Source organism: Brachybacterium ginsengisoli, from assembly GCF_002407065.1.
Lineage (GTDB): Bacteria > Actinomycetota > Actinomycetes > Actinomycetales > Dermabacteraceae > Brachybacterium > Brachybacterium ginsengisoli.
Genome location: NZ_CP023564.1, coordinates 2,950,973 through 2,970,095 on the forward strand (window position 1 = coordinate 2,950,973; position 19,123 = coordinate 2,970,095).

18 protein-coding genes are annotated in these 19,123 nt (G+C 71.5%); 13 read left to right on the forward strand and 5 right to left on the reverse strand.

Annotated features, from left to right (window positions below; genetic code table 11):
- Positions 1–10: 10 nt before the first annotated feature.
- Entirely contained in the window at positions 11–940 is a 930-nt protein-coding gene (locus CFK41_RS13205) for a carbohydrate ABC transporter permease (RefSeq protein WP_096800084.1), read from the forward strand.
- 8 nt (positions 941–948) lie between these two features.
- Positions 949–2,334, forward strand: coding sequence for an ABC transporter substrate-binding protein (locus CFK41_RS13210; protein WP_096800085.1), 1,386 nt, complete (start codon positions 949–951; stop codon positions 2,332–2,334).
- 21 nt (positions 2,335–2,355) lie between these two features.
- Here the strand turns inward: CFK41_RS13210 and CFK41_RS13215 are convergent, their stop codons facing one another.
- Entirely contained in the window at positions 2,356–3,537 is a 1,182-nt protein-coding gene (locus CFK41_RS13215; RefSeq protein WP_096800086.1) for an ROK family protein, read from the reverse strand.
- Between the two features lie 148 nt (positions 3,538–3,685).
- Here CFK41_RS13215 and CFK41_RS13220 point away from each other — a divergent pair, with 148 nt between their 5' ends.
- Positions 3,686–4,363, forward strand: coding sequence for a hypothetical protein (locus tag CFK41_RS13220; protein WP_096800087.1), 678 nt, complete (start codon positions 3,686–3,688; stop codon positions 4,361–4,363).
- Positions 4,364–4,407: 44 nt separating this feature from the next.
- Here the strand turns inward: CFK41_RS13220 and CFK41_RS13225 are convergent, their stop codons facing one another.
- Together CFK41_RS13225 and CFK41_RS13230 are read right to left on the reverse strand one after the other, a co-directional pair.
- Positions 4,408–5,022, reverse strand: coding sequence for a DUF4126 domain-containing protein (locus CFK41_RS13225; protein WP_227873080.1), 615 nt, complete (start codon positions 5,020–5,022; stop codon positions 4,408–4,410).
- A gap of 46 nt (positions 5,023–5,068) precedes the next feature.
- Positions 5,069–5,725 carry a PH domain-containing protein gene (locus CFK41_RS13230; protein ID WP_096801084.1) on the reverse strand — a complete coding sequence of 219 codons (657 nt, stop codon included), beginning with the start codon at positions 5,723–5,725 and terminating at the stop codon, positions 5,069–5,071.
- 49 nt (positions 5,726–5,774) lie between these two features.
- Between CFK41_RS13230 and CFK41_RS13235 the strand changes: the two genes are divergently transcribed.
- The 6 genes from CFK41_RS13235 to CFK41_RS13260 all read left to right on the forward strand — a co-directional run bounded on the left by CFK41_RS13235 (position 5,775) and on the right by CFK41_RS13260 (position 12,314).
- Positions 5,775–6,401: a hypothetical protein gene (locus tag CFK41_RS13235; RefSeq protein WP_096800088.1), complete on the forward strand. Its 627-nt coding sequence runs from the start codon at positions 5,775–5,777 to the stop codon at positions 6,399–6,401.
- 224 nt (positions 6,402–6,625) lie between these two features.
- Positions 6,626–7,261 carry a DUF47 family protein gene (locus tag CFK41_RS13240; protein ID WP_096800089.1) on the forward strand — a complete coding sequence of 212 codons (636 nt, stop codon included), beginning with the start codon at positions 6,626–6,628 and terminating at the stop codon, positions 7,259–7,261.
- Complete coding sequence (locus tag CFK41_RS13245; RefSeq protein ID WP_096800090.1) at positions 7,262–8,278, forward strand: inorganic phosphate transporter; 1,017 nt, start codon at positions 7,262–7,264, stop codon at positions 8,276–8,278.
- A gap of 75 nt (positions 8,279–8,353) precedes the next feature.
- A complete protein-coding gene (locus CFK41_RS13250; protein ID WP_096800091.1) occupies positions 8,354–9,100 on the forward strand; it encodes a hypothetical protein in 747 nt (248 codons plus the stop codon).
- 109 nt (positions 9,101–9,209) lie between these two features.
- Positions 9,210–10,847: a phosphoglucomutase (alpha-D-glucose-1,6-bisphosphate-dependent) gene (gene pgm, locus CFK41_RS13255; protein WP_096801085.1), complete on the forward strand. Its 1,638-nt coding sequence runs from the start codon at positions 9,210–9,212 to the stop codon at positions 10,845–10,847.
- Positions 10,848–11,195: 348 nt separating this feature from the next.
- Positions 11,196–12,314, forward strand: coding sequence for a hypothetical protein (locus CFK41_RS13260; RefSeq protein WP_096800092.1), 1,119 nt, complete (start codon positions 11,196–11,198; stop codon positions 12,312–12,314).
- Between the two features lie 18 nt (positions 12,315–12,332).
- Here the strand turns inward: CFK41_RS13260 and CFK41_RS13265 are convergent, their stop codons facing one another.
- Positions 12,333–12,851 (reverse strand): arsenate reductase/protein-tyrosine-phosphatase family protein, encoded by a 519-nt coding sequence (locus CFK41_RS13265; RefSeq protein ID WP_096800093.1) that lies wholly within the window; start codon positions 12,849–12,851, stop codon positions 12,333–12,335.
- 156 nt (positions 12,852–13,007) lie between these two features.
- Here CFK41_RS13265 and CFK41_RS13270 point away from each other — a divergent pair, with 156 nt between their 5' ends.
- Genes CFK41_RS13270 through CFK41_RS13285 form a run of 4 tightly spaced genes read left to right on the forward strand, consistent with a single transcriptional unit; the run spans position 13,008 to position 16,205 of the window.
- A complete protein-coding gene (locus CFK41_RS13270; protein WP_096800094.1) occupies positions 13,008–13,493 on the forward strand; it encodes a GNAT family N-acetyltransferase in 486 nt (161 codons plus the stop codon).
- Positions 13,494–13,499: 6 nt separating this feature from the next.
- Entirely contained in the window at positions 13,500–14,606 is a 1,107-nt protein-coding gene (locus tag CFK41_RS13275) for an App1 family protein (RefSeq protein ID WP_096800095.1), read from the forward strand.
- A complete protein-coding gene (locus CFK41_RS13280) occupies positions 14,603–15,178 on the forward strand; it encodes a GNAT family N-acetyltransferase (RefSeq protein WP_096800096.1) in 576 nt (191 codons plus the stop codon). The genes CFK41_RS13275 and CFK41_RS13280 overlap by 4 nt, the downstream gene beginning before the upstream one ends.
- Before the next feature lie 10 nt (positions 15,179–15,188).
- Positions 15,189–16,205, forward strand: coding sequence for an aldo/keto reductase (locus tag CFK41_RS13285; protein ID WP_096800097.1), 1,017 nt, complete (start codon positions 15,189–15,191; stop codon positions 16,203–16,205).
- A 78-nt stretch (positions 16,206–16,283) separates the two neighbouring features.
- Here the strand turns inward: CFK41_RS13285 and ppc are convergent, their stop codons facing one another.
- Positions 16,284–19,112 carry a phosphoenolpyruvate carboxylase gene (gene ppc, locus CFK41_RS13290; protein ID WP_096800098.1) on the reverse strand — a complete coding sequence of 943 codons (2,829 nt, stop codon included), beginning with the start codon at positions 19,110–19,112 and terminating at the stop codon, positions 16,284–16,286.
- Positions 19,113–19,123: the final 11 nt, after the last annotated feature.

Sequence of the window (19,123 nt, forward strand, 5' to 3'; positions counted from 1 at the left end):
GGACGATCCCATGACCACCACCTCTGCCACCGCACCTGCCGTCACCGCAGCCACCCGACCGCGCAGGCCGTTCCCCTGGGGGAAGATCCTCGCCTGGGCGGTGATGATCCTCTTCCTGCTGATCACCCTGTTCCCCTTCTACTGGATGCTGCGCACGGCGCTGTCCAGCAACAACGCCCTGGCCACCGATCCGGCGAGCCTGCTCCCGGTGGGCATCAGCACCGGCGGCTTCGAGCGGGTCTTCGGCCTCCAGGATGTCGAGACCGCGATCTCCCAGGGCGGCTCCGGCGCATCCATCAACTTCTGGCGCTACCTGCTGAACTCGGTGATCGTGGCCACCACCATCACCGTGGTCCAGACCTTCTCCTGCGCCATGGCGGCCTATGCCTTCTCCCGCCTGCGCTGGCGCGGCCGGGAGGTGGTGTTCATGATCTTCCTGGGCTCGCTGATGATCCCGGCGATCTTCACCCTGCTGCCCAACTTCATCCTCATCAAGAACCTGGGCCTGGTGGACACCCTGCTCGGGATCATGCTGCCGGGGCTGTTCATCTCGAGCTTCGCGATCTTCTTCCTGCGGCAGTTCTTCAACAACATCTCCCGCGAGGTGGAGGAGGCGGCGCTGATCGACGGCGCCGGCAAGGTCCGGGTGTTCTTCACCCTGATCCTGCCGCTGGCGAGCGCGCCCCTGGCCACCCTCGGCCTGCTCACCTACATGAGCGCCTGGAACGAGTACTTCTGGTCGCTGATGGTCAGCTACACCGACCAGTCCCGGGTGCTCACCGTGGCCCTGGGCGTCTTCCGCGCCCAGTCGCCGGGAACCGGGCCCGACTGGTCCGGACTGATGGCCGCGACGCTCGTCGCCGCCGCTCCCATGCTGATCCTCTTCGCGCTGTTCGCGAAGAAGATCGTCAACTCCATCGGCTTCAGCGGGATCAAGTGAGGTCAGCCATGAACACCGAAGCACACTCCCCCCTCCCCTCCGTCTCGCGCCGCCGGCTGCTGCAGGGCTCCGCGGTGCTGGCCGCCGGCGCCGCAGGTGCCGGAGCGCTGAGCGCCTGCGGCGGCGCCGCCGCCCCGTCGGGCGCCACCCAGATCGACTACTGGCTCTGGGACGCCAACCAGCTGCCGGCCTACTCCGCGGCGATCGACCTGTTCATGTCGAAGAACCCGGACATCTTCGTGCGGATCACCCAGATGGGCTGGGACGACTACTGGACCAAGCTCACCGCGAGCTTCGTCGCCGAGGCCGGGCCCGACGCCTTCGCCGACCACCTCGCCCGCTACCCCGAGTTCGTGAACCTCGGCGTGCTCGCCCCGCTCGACGGGCTCGCGCCGCTCGAGGACATCACGGCGGACCGCTTCCAGGACGGCCTGCAGGAGCTGTGGAGCGACCAGGGAGGAACCCGCTACGGGATCCCCAAGGACTACGACACCATCGCGGTGCTCTACGACAAGAACATGCTCGCCGAGGAGGGCCTCACCCCCGAGGACCTCGAGGACCTGGACTGGAACCCCGAGGACGGCGGCACCTTCGAGAAGATGCTGGCCCGGCTCACGAAGGACAAGAACGGCGTGCGCGGGGACGAGGAGGGCTTCGACCCCGAGAACATCGCACGCTACGGCCTGGGCGGCGATGGCGGCACCGACTACACCGGCCAGACGAGCTGGTCCCCCTTCGCCCTCTCCACGGGGTGGACGTTCACCGACGCGGACACCTGGGGCTCCCGCTTCAACTACGACGACGAGCGCTTCGCCGCCACCATGGACTGGTACTTCGGGCTGGTCGACAAGGGCTTCTTCCCGCCCTTCGGCACCTTCGGGGACTCCTCCCCCGCCCAGTCCCAGATGCAGTCCGGCGTCTCGGCGCTGGCCACGGTGGGCTCCTGGATGATCAGCACCTACGCGGGCATGGAGGGCATGGACGTGGGGATCGCCCCGCTGCCGAAGGGCCCGGTGGGAACGCCGGTCTCGATGTTCAACGGTCTGGGCGACTCGATCTCGGCGCAGTCCGAGAAGAAGGAGGAGGCCGCCCGGCTGATCGCCTTCCTCGCCTCCGACGAGGCGCAGGAGCTGATCGGCGGCCGGGCCCCGTTCTTCCCGGCGACGGACGCCGGCACCGAGGCGGCGATCGCCTCCTATGCCGAGAAGGGGCTGGACGTCACCCCGTACACCGACCGGGTGGCGAACGGGGAGACGGGGCTGTATCCGCTGGTGGAGAACTCCGCGGAGATCGCCACGATCATGCAGTCCGCCTTCGACCAGTGCTGGATGCGCAAGCTCGACGGCGCGGACTTCGCCGCGTACAACGAGCGGGTCAACGCCCTGTTCCAGTGAGCTCCGCGCCGGGGTCGCGCCTCAGGGCGCGGCCCCGGCGAACTCCTGGATCGCGATCACGGCGACCCCTCGCGCCCAGTCGTCGAAGTCGCCGCTGAGGGTGCGCACCACGAGGTCCCGCTGTCCGTGGCCGCTGCGGAGGCGGAGGGCCGCCTCGACGTCCGGGGCGGCGGCGCGCACCAGGTCCACGTTCTCCCCGCCGAGCACGATCGCCTCGGGGTCCATCACCGCGACCAGTCCGGAGACGGCGGTGGTGACCGCCCGGGCCGTCGTGCGCGCGATCTCGAGGGCTCCGGCGTCCCCTGTCGCGAGGAGGGCGCGCAGCTCCTCCATGCCGCCGTCGGGGCCGAGCACCCCCTGCTCGCGAGCCCGGCGGAGCACCGCCGCGGTGCTCGCGACGTCCCGGAGGGCGACCGGCTCGCCGTCCGGCCCGACGCCGACGGGGAAGCGGCCGGTCAGCCCCGCCATGTGGTGGCGGCCGCGGATCACCCGGCCGTCGACCACGGTCGCGACGCCCACGCCCGCGCCGACGGTGAGCACCGCGAAGGAGTCGTAGGCGCGGCCGATCCCGAACCAGTGCAGGCCGTCCACCATCGCCACCAGGTCGTTCTCGACGACGACGGGGACCCGCACGCGGGATTCCAGCGCCGCGGCGAGCTCGACCGGCTCCCGCCAGCCCAGCAGGTGCGAGGAGACCACGGTGCGGCGCTCGGCGACCGGTCCGCCGAGGCCCACCCCGATCCCGGCGACGTGGGGATGCGCGGCGATCATCGCCTCGACCGCGATCAGCAGGGTCTCCTGCACGCTGCCGGGATCGGTGGCGCCCAGCGGCAGCACGAGCTCCTCGAGGACCACGGCGCGGGCGGTGGTCACCACGGCGTGGACCTCGTCGGCCGTGACCTTGACCCCGATGAATCGGGGGCCGCGGTTCTCCTCGATGTCCAGCGGCTCGTGCGGGCGCCCCTTGGCTCGCGGCACGGCGGTGAGCGCGTGGAGCAGATCGCGCTCGAGGAGGTCCCGGGTGACGCGGGTGACGGTGGGGGCGGAGAGCCGCAGCCGCTGGGACAGCTCGCTGCGGGAGCGGGGACCGAAGCGCAGCAGGTCCCGGTAGACGGCGCGCGTGCTGTCCCCACCGAGCTCGATCACCGGCGCGGCGCAGGCGTCGGTGCCCCGGTCGGTGTCGGCGAGTTCGTCCCCCTGCATGCCCCGAGCATATCCGCGACCTGCCCGGCACGACTGGTCAGAGGCTCGGGGAACAGGTGGAGCGGAGGGCCCGTTTCTGACATGCTTCCGATGTCACTTCCTCCGGGCGCCGACCGCGGCGCCCGGACCGCGCCACCCAGGGGGACCCATGACCGAGACCACGGCCGCCGCGACCGACGAGCAGGTCACGATCTACACCGCGTACGAGCTCGACTTCATGCTCGGCCTGCGCGACACGGAGAACGGGCGGATCACCCGCGACCAGATCGGGCTGCGCAGCGCCCCTGAGGCCGCCCAGGAGTTCGTCACCGCCGCGGTCACCTCCGGTCTCCGCGCCCGCGGCAAGGTGGAGCGCTCCGAGGACGGCCAGTGGCTGCTGGGCCAGGAGGGCCAGGTGGTCGCGACCGCGCTGACCGCCGCTGACCGCTGGCTGGGGATCGCCCTGGCCGAGGGCGAGGCGATGCGCATGGCCTTCATCATCAAGGCCGACGAGGCGATCATCATGCTCACCCAGGACGAGCTGGACTCCTTCGTGGTCACCGCGCTGCCCGGCCCGGAGCAGGTGCCGGCCTCGGTCTCGGACATCGTCGTGGCCTTCCTCGAGGAGGGCAACGAGCGCACCGTCTCGCTGCGCCGCACCGACCTCTCCGCCCCGGGCGATCAGATCCCGCTGATGTTCCACGTCGAGGCGGACTCCACCTGGAAGGCCGGCCACCTGCCTCTGGACGAGGAGGGCGTGCTGACGGTCTCGACCGCCGACGCGGGCTCCGTCACCGAGTCGGTGCGCGCCCTGTGGGAGGACGGCGAGAGCCGCGCCAGCGCCTGAGCAGGACCCAGCAGGACCCTTCGAGCGGCGCCGGTCCCCCGGTCTCAGACCACGGGGCCGGCGCCGTCCGTCTGCCCGGCGCGGCGGGCCCGTGCGGCGGCGAGGCGCCCGCGCAGGTCCCGATAGGTGCGCCGCAGCCGCACCATGAGGTAGATCCCGGCTCCCAGCAGCCCCAGCGCGAGCACGGCCGCGAGCGCCGGCAGCAGGACCGTCAGAAGGCCCATCACCACGACGGCGCCGTCCTCGGCGGTGGAGACCAGCACGTTGGAGACGGGCTCGGGCGAGACGTTGACGGCGGCCCGTGCGGTGGACTTGGCGGCGTGGGCCCCGAAGGCGGTCGCGGCACCGATCACCGCCATCACGATCGCGGTGGTGGTGTCCGTCTCCCCGCCCAGCAGGTAGCCGATCGCCGCGCCCGCGATGGGCCGGATGACGGTGTGCAGCTGGTCCCAGAAGGAGTCGAGGAAGGCGATCTTGTCCGCCGCGAGGTCGACCAGCAGCAGGATCCCGGTGATCACCAGGAGATCGGTGCGCTGGAGCACGTCGGGCACCTGCTCGAGGTCGAAGAGCCGGCCCGTGATCCCCAGCAGGAACAGCATGAAGTAGGGCCGGACCCCGCTCACCCAGCCCGAGCCCAGCGTCATCAGCAGTGCTTCCACGGTGGTCCTCCTGGTCGGTTCCTGCTCGGATCGTGCACGGGCCCGCTCAGGGGCGAGCGGCGGCCGCCTTCTCCCGTCGATGCAGCTCGATGCGCAGGGCCCGGATGTCCTGGCCCGACGCCTGTCCGTAGGTCCAGACATGGCGGTCGAAGGCGGGCATCACCACGCGCGAGCCGTCCCGCAGGCGCAGCGCCGCGGTGAGCCAGTGGACGGGATGCACCACGCGGGACTCGACGGCGAGGACGTCGCGCCACTCCACCCGCCGCGACCTCAGCCCCCCGACCACGTGCAGGCCGTCCTCGGTGATCTCGACCCGGGAGCGGGCGGTGCCGAGGGCGACGATGGCGAAGCGGATCCCGAGCAGCAGCAGGATCACGCCGAGGGCCCCGATGCCCAGCATCAGCAGCAGCATCCACAGGCCGGGTGCGTGCCCGTCCTCGAGCGTGACCAGCAGCAGCACGATCCCGACCGCGGCGATCACCGCTCCGCCCAGCAGCAGCGCCGAGAGCACCGCGCGCAGCACCGTGTCGCGGGTGGCGGCGGCGGGGAACAGGGCCCGCACCGTGCCCGCGGAGCGGCGGGTGGGACGGGAGCCGCGGTGCAGCTCGGAGACCATCCGCTCGACCGTCGAGCTGCTGCGCGCGTAGTCGGGCAGGGCCGTGCGGGGCCCGGTCTCGGGGCCGATCTGCCGGGGGATCGTCATGGACACAGCGTAGTGCGGGGCCGGGAGCACGGCGCGTAGTGTGCGGAGCATGTCCTCGCACGGCTCCTCCGCTCCTCGTTTCCGCCGCCCCGCCCCGCTGTTCGCCTCGGTCGCCGACAGCATCCCGGGTGATCCCGATCCCGCGACCTCGTCGGATCTCGCCCACGACTCCGCCCGGGCCCTCCTGGACGGGGTCTTCCACAGCGCGGATCCGGAGGTGGTCCAGCGCGTCCTGACGCTGGCCGCGGACGACGGGCTGACGGATCTGGCGGCGCTGTGGTCCGGCGCGCCCGCCACCTCCCTGCCCGGAGCCCTCTGGAGGCTGTACGTGCTGCACACCTGGTCGCAGCTGAACGGCGAGGACATGGTGCGCCGGTACCGGGCCGGTTCACGCACCGTCCCCGGGCTGCGCTACCTCTCGGGATTCGCGGAGCCGCCGGACGTCGAGCAGGTCCACCGCACGATGGATCAGATCCTGCGGGGCGCCTTCACGGGTGACCTCGGCCTCGCGCTGCGCCGCGCCGGGGCGGTGGCCACGATCGTGGCCCACGGCACCGCGCATCTGGCCGACGAGGACGACGAGGCCCACCGCACCCGACAGGCCGAGCGCCTGCTGAGCACCGGCGAGGACCTGACCGCCGCCGGCCGTCACGCGGAGGCCGGCACCCTGGACTGAGGCCCACACCATTCCACGGCGGCCCGGGCTTGCCCCGGCCGTCCTGTCGTGCCCTACGATGGGGGCGCGCCGGGCCGCGGTTGCCCCGGGCTCCAACATCTGCCGCTTCGAGCGGCCTTCGCGCCGACAGGCGCATCCCGGTCCGGCGCCTCAGCACACCGTCGCCTCCGCCTCGCAGGGCATCAGCGGCATCAAGCCCCTGCGGCGAGAGGAGACGACCCGAGGTGGCGCAGTTCTTCGCCCGGTTCTTCCCTCAGCGCAGCGAGCGCCCCCTGTACGACCTCTTCGCGGAGCTCGCCGAGCTGCTGGTCCAGTCGGCGGACACCCATTCGAAGGTGCTCGGACACGGCTACCGCGAGCGCACCCGCATCGCTCCGCGCCTGCACGAGCAGTCCACCGTCGCCGAGGAGCTGTGCCGCCGCATCGCCCAGCGGCTCGCCCATTCGCTGATCACGCCCTACGAGGCGGAGCTGCTCTACGACCTCGCCCTGACCATCGCCGACACCATGGACTCCATGGAGCACACGGTCGAGCTGCTGGTCATCTCCAAGGTCGGCTCCGTGCCCACTCCGCTGCTCGAGGCCGCCAAGGGCATCGAACGGGCCTCGGAGCTGACCGTCGCCGTCACCTGGAAGCTCGCCGCCGTGCGGGACCTCGGCGATCACTACGAGCAGATCCGCAAGCTCAAGCGCCAGGGCGAGCGCCTGGTGCGCAGGGCGCACGGCGAGCTCTACTCGCGCGGCGGCTCGACCCAGGAGCTGCTCCCCCTGCACGACATCACGGAGTCGATCCGGGAGACCATCACCCTGCAGGAGCGCAGCGCACGGATCGCCGACCTGCTGCGGGTCAAGGACTCCTGAGTGTCCGCCACCCTGCTGGTGCTGGTCGTCGTCGTCGCGCTGGTGATGGCGTACGTGAACGGCTTCCACGACGCCTCCAACGCCGTCTCCACCACGATCGCCACGAGGACCCTGCGGGAGTCGACGGCGCTGGCCATGGCCGCGCTGCTGAACCTTCTCGGCGCGCTGCTGGGGATGGCCCTGCTGGTGCTCACGGCGGACTGGGCGGTGCACCTGCTGGGGATGATGCCGCTCGCCGAGGCGACGGCGCAGGATCCGGACCTGCTCGCGATGGCGCTGCTCGCGGTCATGGGGACGACGGTCTTCTGGGATCTGCTGACCTGGCGGCTGGGCATGCCGGCCTCGACCTGGCACGCGTTCATCGGCGCGACCCTCGGGGTCACCCTGGTGATCGGGGCGGCCGCGAACTGGGAGCGGCTCGGCCTCCTGCTGCTGGTCTCGCTGGCGGGACCCTTCCTCTCGGCGGGGATCGCGTTCGCTCTCATGCACGGCCTGCTCCGGCTGGGCCGGCATGAGCTGGTCCAGCGCGGCCACCTCCGCTTCGCCCAGACCCTCTCCGCCGGCGCGGTCGCGACGGGGCACGGGATCAACGACTCCCGTCTGCCGCTCGCGGTGGTGGTGGTCGCGGCCTCGTCCGGAGGCATCGCGCCGTCGAGCCTGACCGGGATCATGGTCGCCGTCGCGGTCGCGATGGGGGCGGGAACGCTGATGGGCGGCCACCGGATCATCCGCACCCTGGGGCGGCATCTCACTGACCTGTCCGTCGCCCAGGGCCTGGCCGCCGAGGTCTCGGCGGCCACGACGATGTCGCTCAGCCTGTTCGGGATCAGCTCCCCGATCTCCACCTCCCACGCCCTGGCCTCCAGCGTGGTCGGCGCGGGCGCCGCGCGCGGGCTGCGCACGGTGCGCTGGAAGGTCGCTCTGCAGATCGGGGTGACCTGGCTGATCACTCCCCTGGCATCCGCCGTCATCGGCGCCGCCGTGATCGGTGTGATCCGGGAGCTCATGGCCCCCTGACCGCGCCGCGTTCACCCGGGAACCTCGGAGGAAGGGCCAGTACGCTGGGGGGATCCGAGTCGTGAAGGAGTCCTGATGACCGACGGCGAGTCGCCCACCCCCCGCCGGCGTCCCAGCTACGGGCTGCCGGGGCCCACGTCCCCCGCCGCCGAGCCGAGCGGAGCGTCCGCTCCCGGGGCTCCGTCCTACGGGACCTCATCCTTCGGGAGCCCGTCCTACGACGCCGCCCCCCAGGGCTCTCCGATGCACGGCACCCCCTCGTTGCCCCCGCAGACCGGCCCGCTGCCGTCCTCCGGCGCTCCCGGCCCGCGCCGACGCCGCGGTCTGTGGCCGCTGATCATCGGCCTGGTGCTGCTGGTGGTGATCGGTCCTGCCGCGACCATCGGCGGCATCGTGTGGGGAGTGAGCTCGATGGTCGGCGACTCCACGTCGCCGACGGTGCTGGACGGCGGCACCGGCGAGGTCGAGGTCTCCCAGAACCAGATGCTCCTGCTCTACGTCCCCTCCGCGGATGCCGGCGGCGAGTGCACGGCGGAGGGCGCCGAGCCCGGGTCGGTGCAGCTGGCCCCCACCTCTGGCTCCGTGACCTTCCCCGACGGCACGCAGTACGAGCAGAAGGCCGGCGTCGTCGCGCTCGAGGACACCACCGTGACGGTCACCTGCACGGGCACGGATGCCCCGGCCTACCTCGGCCCGTACAGCGTCCTGGGGATCGCGGGCCCGATCCTCATCGGCCCGATCATCGGCCTTCTCGCCGGGCTCGTGGGCCTGGTGCTGACGATCGTCGGCATCGTGCTGCTGGCGCGATCCCGGCGGTCCTGAGGGGCGACCTGCTCCGCGTCTCAGCAGGCAGTCGCCTCCGGTGCTCCGGGCCGGACGCTGGCCTAGAGTGGCCCGACGTACCCCGACTCTCGAGGATGGAGTGGTGAGCATGCACCCCCGTGCAGGCCAGAAGGCACTGGAAGAGGACCTCGTCGACGTCGACGCCCTCCTGGACGCGTACTACGACAACCATCCCGATCCGGGGAACCCCGATCAGGCGGTCGCCTTCGGCACCTCCGGGCACCGCGGCTCCTCGCTGGACGTCGCGTTCAACGAGGACCACATCGCCGCGACCACGCAGGCGATCGTCGAGTACCGCGCGGGCCAGGGCATCAAGGGGCCGCTGTTCATCGGGCGCGACACCCACGCCCTCTCCCGCCCCGCCTTCGACACGGCGCTCGAGGTGCTGGCCGCCAACGACATCGCCGTCCAGGTGGACTCGCTGGACGGGTACACCCCCACCCCGGCGGTCTCCCACGCCATCATCGTGCACAACCGGGGCCGGGCCGCGAACGATCCCGGCCGGGCCGACGGCATCGTGGTCACCCCGAGCCACAACCCTCCCCGCGACGGCGGCTTCAAGTACAACCCGCCCCACGGCGGACCGGCGGACACCGACGCCACCTCCTGGATCGCGGACCGCGCGAACGCGCTGCTCGCCGAGGGCCTGCGCGGCGTCCGCCGCCACGGCCGGCAGAAGGCGCTGCAGGATGCGGACCGCTACGACTATCTCCACACCTATGTGCAGGACCTCCCCAGCGTGGTCGACATCGAGGCGATCCGTCGGGCGGGCGTGCGCATCGGCGCCGATCCGCTGGGCGGCGCCTCCGTCGACTACTGGGCCGAGATCGGGGAGATGCACGACCTCGACCTCACCGTGGTCAACCCCGAGGTCGATCCGCGCTGGTCGTTCATGACCCTGGATCGCGACGGCAAGATCCGCATGGACTGCTCGAGCCCCTGGGCGATGGCCTCGCTGCTCGAGAAGCGCGATGAGTACGACATCGCCACCGGCAACGACGCGGACTCGGACCGGCACGGCATCGTCACGCCCGATGCCGGGCTGATGAACCCCAACCACTACCTCGCCACCGCGATCCGCTACCTCTTCGCGCACCGGCCGCACTGGCCCTCGACGGCCAAGGTGGGCAAGACCCTGGTCTCCTCCAGCCTGATCGACCGGGTCGTCGCCTCGCTGGGCCGCGAGCTGTATGAGGTGCCGGTGGGCTTCAAGTGGTTCGTGCCGGGTCTGATCGACTCCTCCGTGGGCTTCGGCGGCGAGGAGAGCGCCGGCGCCTCGTTCCTGCGCCACGACGGCTCGGTGTGGACGACGGACAAGGACGGCATCATCCTCGCGCTGCTGGCCTCGGAGATCCTCGCGGTCACGGGCCGCTCCCCCAGCACCCTGCACGCCGAGCTGGTCGAGGAGTTCGGGACGAGCTTCTACGCCCGCACGGACGCTCCGGCGAACCGGGAGCAGAAGGCGAAGTTGAAGGCGCTCAGCGCCGATCAGGTCAGCGCCACCGAGCTCGCCGGGGAGCCGATCGTCTCGGCGATCACGGAGGCTCCTGCGGGCGGCGCGATCGGCGGTCTGAAGGTGTCCACGGAGTCGGCCTGGTTCGCCGCCCGCCCCTCGGGCACGGAGGACATCTACAAGATCTACGCCGAGTCCTTCCAGGGCGAGGAGCACCTGGGCCAGGTGCAGGACGCCGCGAAGGCTCTGGTCGACGAGGTCCTCGCCGACTGATCCTCCACATCACGTGACGCCGGACTCCGCCACGCGGGGTCCGGCGTTCCGCTGTGCGGGGAAGGCGGTGGTCACGAGGCCTTTTCGCAGGCCACAAGTAAAGCAATGGTCAAATCTAGGTCAACATAGCGCCCGTCACGTCAGCGTGGCGACCTGCACAGTGTCCTTGTGCGCCCGTTTCTCGAGCGCGAAACTGAAGTCGAAAGTAAAGAATCGGTAGGGTATCGTGCTCCGTCGGACCCACCGCAGATGCCATCGACCGCAGCAGTCCAGCTTGCGACAAGGAGAGGGGGGACCATGTCTGTGCGTACTCGCGCGCGCCTCTGCGCATGCTCAGCAGCCATCGCCGTGACCGCCTCCCTCGCGGCGGCCCCGGCTCTCGCCGTGCCCTCCGACAGCGGCTCCGTCCCCACCGAGCAGGCCGAGACGACCGTCCAGTCCGGCGCCGACGACCAGAGCACGATCACCGTCGAGACGACCACCGGCGAGACCGACGAGAGCACCCCTCGCGAGCCGGCCAAGGGCGACGGCCTCCACGTGTGCCCGGGCGACGGCCTCCCCCACCTGCTGGAGGGGAACCGCGACGACTGCGGGCATCGCGACGGGACGACAGTCGATGTCACGACGGGCTCGACGGATGCGACTACGACGGACGAGCCCACCGAAGAGCCCACGACGGACCCGACGGACCCGACGGACGAGCCCACCGAAGAGGCCACGACGGACCCGACGGTCGAGCCCACGGAGACTTCGACCGCCCCAGCCACACTGGTGCCGTCGAAGACCCAGACCAGCACCTCCGAAGGCTCGACCCCCGCCCCCGAAGAGACCCCCACCGACGAAGAGTCTCCGTCCGAGTCCCCCTCGCCCACCGAGACACCGACGGAATCCCCGTCCACCCCGCCGACGGACCCCGAGACGACCCCTGAGAAGCCGTCCCCCACCGAGCCGGCACCCACCCCCACCAGCGATCCCGGTGACCTGACGTCGCCGTCCGCCGAGCCCACGCCGACCGCCGAGCCGACGACGGAGCCCGAGCCCGAGCCCACCCCCACCTCGAAGCCCCCGGTGCGCGAGCCCGTGCAGCCCGCCCCGGCCACCACCGAGAAGGCCGCTCCCCCGGCTCCGCCGAAGACCACCGAGCCGAGCCCTGAGCCGGAGCCCACCGATCCCCCCTCGGCCCCGGCGGAGAAGACCTCCGTCGAGACCACTGCGGAGTCCCCGGAGAGCGAGGCCGGTGTCGCCACGGAGGACGAGCCGAGCCCGTCCGAGAGCCCGCTCCCGCCCGCCCCCGAGGCGCAGAAGGAGAGCGGACCCGTCGTCCGTCTGTTCGACGCGATCAGCGACGACTCCGGGTCGACCTTCGGCCAGATGCGCCAGGTCATCCTCATCGTGATGGGGATCGGCTTCCTCACCGCCGCCGGCTTCGTGGGCGCGACCCTGCACAGCCGCCGCGGCCCCCGCTGAGCCGGCGGAACCGCCCGCTCAGCGCGCGGCGAGCATCTCCTGCGCATGGGCGATGATCGCCGGAATGCTGCGCTGCATCTGGAGGATCGTCCGGTCGAAGGCGCCTTGCCCCTCGTACCACGGGTCCTCGACGGCGATGTCGGTCGCGGGGGCGTCCGCCGGGATCCCCGGCTCGAAGCGCCGCCACATGCGGACCTCGGGCGCGGTGGAGCCCTCAGGAGCCTGCTCGGCCATGCGCTCGATGGTCCGCTCGTGATCGGCCGTCATCGGCAGCACCAGGTCCCAGGCGAGCAGCTCGGTGAGATGGATCGTGCGCGCCACGTGCTCGAAGGGCCGGGAGTAGCCGGCGTGCTCGAGGGCGAGCTCGGTGCGATCGTCCATCGGCATCCCCTCGACCTCCCAGCTGGTGCCGGCGGAGCCCACCTCGATGCGGTCCGACAGCCCCGCCTCCTCGACGGCGGCGCGCAGCATCACGGCGGCGGCCGGGGAGCGGCACACATTGCCGGTGCAGACGGTCAGCAGACGCAGGGGTTCCATGCCCCCATTGTGTCAACGTCCGGCGCCTGGAAGCGCAGAACCGCGCGGGAACGTACACTGAGTGGCGACTGCATGCGGTGCCTGCGGCAACGCGGAAGCATGATCGCCCGGGCGTGAGCGCCCGTGACCACGCAACGACGGCTCAGGAGGACACCCATGGCCGAAATCATCCGCGCCCACGACGACGACTGGTCGCTCGTGCGCGAGATCCGTCTCCGGTCCCTCAGCACGGACCCCGCCGCCTTCGGGCAGAGCTGGGAGAAGGAGTCCACCTACGAGGAGAAGGTCTGGGCGCAGCGCGTCCGGGACGCCGCCTGGTTCCTCGCCGTCGAGGACGGACAGCCGGTGGCGGTCGTCGCCGCCCGCCACGAGCAGGACTCCCCCGCCAACGAGCGTGAGCTCCAGGCCATGTGGGTCTCCCCGAACTCCCGGCACTCCGGCATCGCCGGCAAGCTCGCCGAGGCGATCTTCGCCTGGACCTCCGAGGACGGCGCCGACACGGTCACGCTGTACGTCGGCCCGAAGAACGAGGGCGCCCGCGCGCTCTACGAGTCCCTCGGCTTCACCGACACGGGCGACCGCTGGGAGATCATCGAGGACGATCCCGACGGCGCCTGGCTGAAGATGTCCCGCGGCGTCTGAGAGCCGGTGGGGATCTCCTCCAGGCTGGCCTCTGCTCGCGGCGCCCTGCGGGCCGTCACCGCGCGCTCCCAGACCGATCGTCCGCACTGGGCGGCGCGGATCGAGGACGTCAAGAACACAGTGGTCGGCGGCTCGTTGCGCCGCCTCCACTGGGACCTGCGCCTGCAACCCTTCCACGGCTTCGGCTCGGGCGCCCGCGTGCGCGTGCTGGCGAAGGTCCTCTACGCCTCCCCCGGCACGCCCGCGGACTTCCACGACCAGCCGGTCCATGACATGCGCACCATGGCGGTGCGCGGCTGGCGCAACTTCGCCGGCCAGGTCGCACCCCATCGCACCGTCCACGTGCTGCTCGGGGATCACCAGTTCACCGTGCGCGCCGACCGCTCCGGCATCGTCGACGCCGAGCTAGAGGTGGAGCTGCCGCCCGGCGACCATCAGGCGGTGCTGTGGACCGTCCCCGGCAACGAGGTCACCGCGGACATCACCGTGGTCTCCGACGAGGCCGAGGTGGGCCTGGTCAGCGACATCGACGACACCGTGATGGTGACCTGGCTGCCGCGCCCGCTTCTCGCCTTCTGGAACGCCTTCGTGGTCCATCAGTCCTCGCGCCAGGTGGTCCCCGGGATGCCGATGCTCTACCAGCGCCTGGCGCGGGAGCATCCGGCGATGCCCGTCTTCTACCTCTCCACCGGGGCCTGGAACGTGTTCCCCGTGCTCAAGCGCTTCCTCTACCGCAACGGCTACCCGGACGGCCCGCTGCTGCTGACCGACTGGGGACCCACCAACACCGGGTTCTTCCGCTCGGGCCCGGAGCACAAGCACCGCGCCCTCGAGCAGCTCGCCCGCGAGTTCCCGACCCTGCGCTGGATCCTCATCGGGGACGACGGCCAGCACGACCCCTCGATCTACGCCGAGTTCGCCGCGCGCCACCCCGAGCAGGTCGACTCCGTGCTGATCCGCCGGCTCACCGAGCCCGAGCAGCTGCTCGCCCACGGCACGCTGCGCCCCCGCGAGCTCTCCTCGCAGCGCCGCGACACCCCGATCACCCTCTCCGCGCCCGACGGCCACGGCCTGCTGAGCGAGCTGGAGCGCACCGGAAAGATCTCGTCATGACCCCGCAGGACACCGCCCCGTCGGCCGCACCGACCGGCCAGGGCCCGACGATCCGCCTGCGGCCCGCCACCGACGGCGACGTCCCCGCGGTCGTCGACCTCGTGCAGCTCGCCTATCGCGGCGAGGGCGGCTGGACCACCGAGGCGCACCTGGTGGACGGCCACCGCACCGACGCCGCCGAGGTGCGCGGGATGCTCGCCGATCCCGCCGTGACGCTGCTGGTCGCGGAGTCCGAGGGCGAGATCCTGGGCTGCTGCTACACCCACCGGGACCCGGCCGATGCCGACGGGGCCACCCGTGCGGAGCTCGGCCTGTTCGCCGTCCACCCCGCCGCGCAGTCCCGCGGCCTGGGCGGGCGACTGCTCGAGGCCCAGGCCGCGGTGCTGCGCGAGGCGGGGGTGGACGTGCTGGTGATCCGGGTGCTGCAGTCCCGGCCCGAGCTGCACGCCTGGTACGAGCGCCACGGCTTCACGCCCGTGGGACGCTCCGTGCCCTTCGCCGGCAACCCCGACCGGCTGAAGGTGGCCGGCCTCGGGATGGACATCATGGAGCGCCCGCTGGGCACGCACTAGTGTTCGGAGGATGAGCATCGATGCCTACCTCCCGGCTGCCTCCCGCTACGACAGCACCCCGTACCGCCGCGTCGGCCGATCCGGCGTGCAGCTGCCCCCGATCTCCCTGGGCCTGTGGCAGAACTTCGGCGAGAACCGCGATCCCCTGACCCTGCGCACCATCGTGCGCCGCGCCTTCGACCTCGGCGTGCACCACTTCGACCTGGCCAACAACTACGGCCCGCCCCCGGGCAGCGCCGAGACCCAGCTGGGCCGCATCCTCGCGCAGGACTTCCGCGCCCACCGCGACGAGCTGGTCATCTCCTCGAAGGCCGGCTACCGCATGTGGGACGGCCCCTTCGGCGACGGCGGCTCCCGCAAGTACCTGCTGAACTCCCTGGACCAGTCCCTGGAGCGCCTGGGCCTGGACCACGTGGACATCTTCTACCACCACCGCGAGGACTCCGAGACCCCGCTCGAGGAGACGATGGGCGCCCTGGACCAGGCCGTCCGCAGCGGTCGCGCCCTCTACGCGGGCATCTCGAACTACTCCCCGGAGAAGACCCGGCAGGCCGCGCAGATCCTCGCCGACCTCGGCACGCCGCTGCTGATCCACCAGCCCTCGTACTCGATGTTCAACCGCCACGTCGAGGACGGGCTGCTCGAGACGGTGGACGAGCTCGGCGTGGGCCTGGCCGTCTTCTCGCCGCTGCAGCAGGGACTGCTCACCGACCGCTACCTCGGCGGGGTGCCGCAGACCTCCCGCGCCGCGGGCTCCGCCGGCTCGCTCAGCGAGCGCCAGGTCACCGGCACGGACTACCTCGACCGGGTGCGCGGTCTCTCCGCGATCGCCGAGGACCGCGGCCAGAGCCTCGCCCAGCTCGCCCTCGCCTGGACCCTGCGCCACCCGCAGGTGAGCACGGCCCTGGTGGGCGCCTCCTCGGTGCAGCAGCTCGAACAGAACATCGCCACCGTCCAGAAGCTCGACCTCTCCGAGGACGAGCTGGCACGGATCGAGGAGTTCGCGGTCGACGGCACCGCCCGCTGACGGCGACCCGTCGCGACGACGACGCGGGCGGCACCCCCTCGAGGGGGTGCCGCCCGCGTCTGCGTGAGGAGCCGGGGATCAGCCGGTGTTCTTCAGACCCGCTGCGACACCGTTGATGGTGGTCAGCAGCGCGCGCTGGAGCTCCGGCGAGAGCTCCTCGCCGTTCGCGGTCGCGGCACGGGCCCGCTGCAGCATCGCGACCTGCATGTAGGAGATCGGGTCCAGGTAGCGATCGCGCACGGCGAGGGTGCGCTTGAGGATCGGCTGGTTGTCCAGCAGGTCCAGCACGCCGGTGAGCCGCTCGATCTCGGCCACGGAGAGCTCGTACTCCTCGCGGATCCGATCGAAGAGGTACCAGAGGTTCTCCGGCACCAGCGAGTGCACGTAGTGCGCGGCGATCTGCATGTCCGTCTTCGCGAGCGTCATCTCGACATTGCTGATCACGGTGCGGAAGAAGTGCCAGCTGCGGTACATCTCGTGCAGGTCCGGCTCGAGGCCGGCCTCCCGGGCGGCCTTCAGGCCGGAGCCCACACCGAACCAGCCCGGCACGATCTGCCGCGACTGGGTCCAGCCGAACACCCACGGAATGGCCCGCAGACCGTCCAGCCCCTTCGAGGAGCTGGCGCGCTTGGAGGGGCGCGAGCCGATGTTCAGGTCGCCGAGCTGCTCGACCGGGGTGGCCGAGACGAAGTACTCCGGCAGGTTCTCGTCGTCCACCAGCGTGCGGTATCGCGCGAAGGACGCATCCGAGACCGACTGCATGACCTCGCCGAATCGGTCCAGCTGCTCGGGGGTCGAGCGCGGCGTGGTGTGCAGCGCGGAGCCCTCGAGCACGGCGGCCAGCGACAGGTCCAGGTTCTCCCGGGCCAGCGAGGGCAGCATGTACTTGTCGGAGATGACCTCGCCCTGCTCGGTGAACTTGATCTCGCCCTCGAGCACGCCGTACGGCTGGGCCAGGATCGCGTCGTACGTGGGGCCGCCGCCTCGGCCGACGGAGCCTCCGCGGCCGTGGAACAGCCGCAGGGTGACGCCGTGCCGGGCCGCCGCATCGCGCAGCGAGCGCTGGGCCTGATGGATCTCCCACTGGCTCGTCATCACCCCGGCGTCCTTGTTGCCATCGGAGTAGCCGAGCATGACCTCCTGGCGATCGCCGCGCAGACGCACGACCTCGCGGTAGGAGGCGTCGCTGAGCAGCTCGTCGAGGATCTCGCCGGCATGGCGCAGCTCGGAGACCTCCTCGAGCAGCGGCACGAAGCCGAGATCCGCCCGATGCTCCTCGTTGCCGGCGATGCTGATCAGCCCCGCCTCACGGGCCAGGAGCGCTGCGGCGAGCACGTCGTCGGCGCCGTGGGTCATCGAGATGATGTAGGTCTCGATGACGGAGGTGCCGTACAGACGGTGGGCGTCGCGGATCTCGCGGAACACGTTGTAGGTGGTGCGGGTGGGGTCGTCGAGGATCGACTCGTCCTCGACGATCGCCGCACCGACCAGCGGCCGACGGCTGCCGAGCTCGTGCCCGAGCACCGAGGTGCGCTCCTCGCGGCTGAGCTCCGCATAGGGGCGGTCCAGCTCGCCCACCCGGTCGAACAGACGGGCCGCGACCTCATGGTGCTTCTCGGAGTGCTCGCGCACGTCGAGGGTGGCGAGGTTCAGCCCGGAGGCGGCCAGCACCTGCTGGGCCACGCCCAGGGCGCCGTCGGCGAGCCGCTCCCCGCCGTGACGGCGCAGCGCCTCGCGCAGGACCCGGAAGTCCTCCTGCAGCTCCTCGCCGGAGGCGTAGTCCCTGCCGTGCAGGTGCGCCTCGCCGGAGCGGATCCGATCGCGGGTGGCGCGCAGCTTGGCCCGGATCGCCCCGAGCTTGAGGCGGTAGGGCTCCTGGCGGTACTGCTCCTGCTGCTCCTCGTCGAGCTCGGACTCGTGCTCGAGGTCCTGGGCGAGGCTCGCCCGCAGCTCCTCGTCCTCACCGGTCAGCTCGCTGGAGACGGACAGCTCGAGGATCAGGTCGGAGACCACCTCGATGGCGAGGTCGATCGCGTTGTCGGCCTGGAGCTCGAGCACCTCGCGGGTGACCTGGGCGGTGACGAAGGGATTGCCGTCACGGTCGCCGCCGATCCAGGAGCCGAAGCGCAGCGGCACCTGGTCGTCGCGCATCTGCACACCGTGCTCGCGCAGCTCCTCGCGGAGGTCGTCGAGCATCTCCGGCATGGTCTGGCGGAAGATCTGACGCAGGTAGTAGAGGGCGTTGCGGGCCTCGTCCTGCGGGGTGGGGCGCTGGCGGCGCAGCTCGTCGGTCTGCCAGAGCGTCTCGACGAGCTCGGCGAGGTCGCGGTCCTGACGGCGGCGCTCGGTGGTGCCCTCCTCCGTGTCCTCGGCGAGGATGTCCGAGATGCGGCGCAGCTTGGTGAGCACCGCACGGCGCGAGGCCTCGGTGGGATGCGCGGTGAAGATCAGGCGCACGTCGAGGGAGTCGACGGCCTTCTGCAGGCCCTCTGCCCCGATCTCCTCATGGACGGCCCGCACGGTGCGGGGCATCCAGGACTCGTCGGCCGGGCGCTCGTCGAGGGCGCGCACCCGGTAGACCTGCTCGGCGGCGTTGGCCAGCAGGAAGTACTGGGAGAACGCACGGGTCAGGGCGGTGGCCTGCTCGATGGGCAAGGCAGCGAGGCGCTGCTGGACGTCCTGGGCGCTGGCCTCGGAATCGGCGGACTTCGCCTCCTTGGTCAGCTTGCGGACCTGCTCGACGAGGTCGAGCATCTCCTGGCCGTGCTGGTCGGCGAGTGCACGCCCCAGCAGGGTCGAGAGGCGGCGAACGGTCGCCCGGAGAGGGGCGTCGATGTGCGGATCGTCGCCGACGACGGGGAACTCGCTCGTCAAGGTCGGGACGGCGATGGCGTCGGAATGTGGCACTGGGCCTCCTG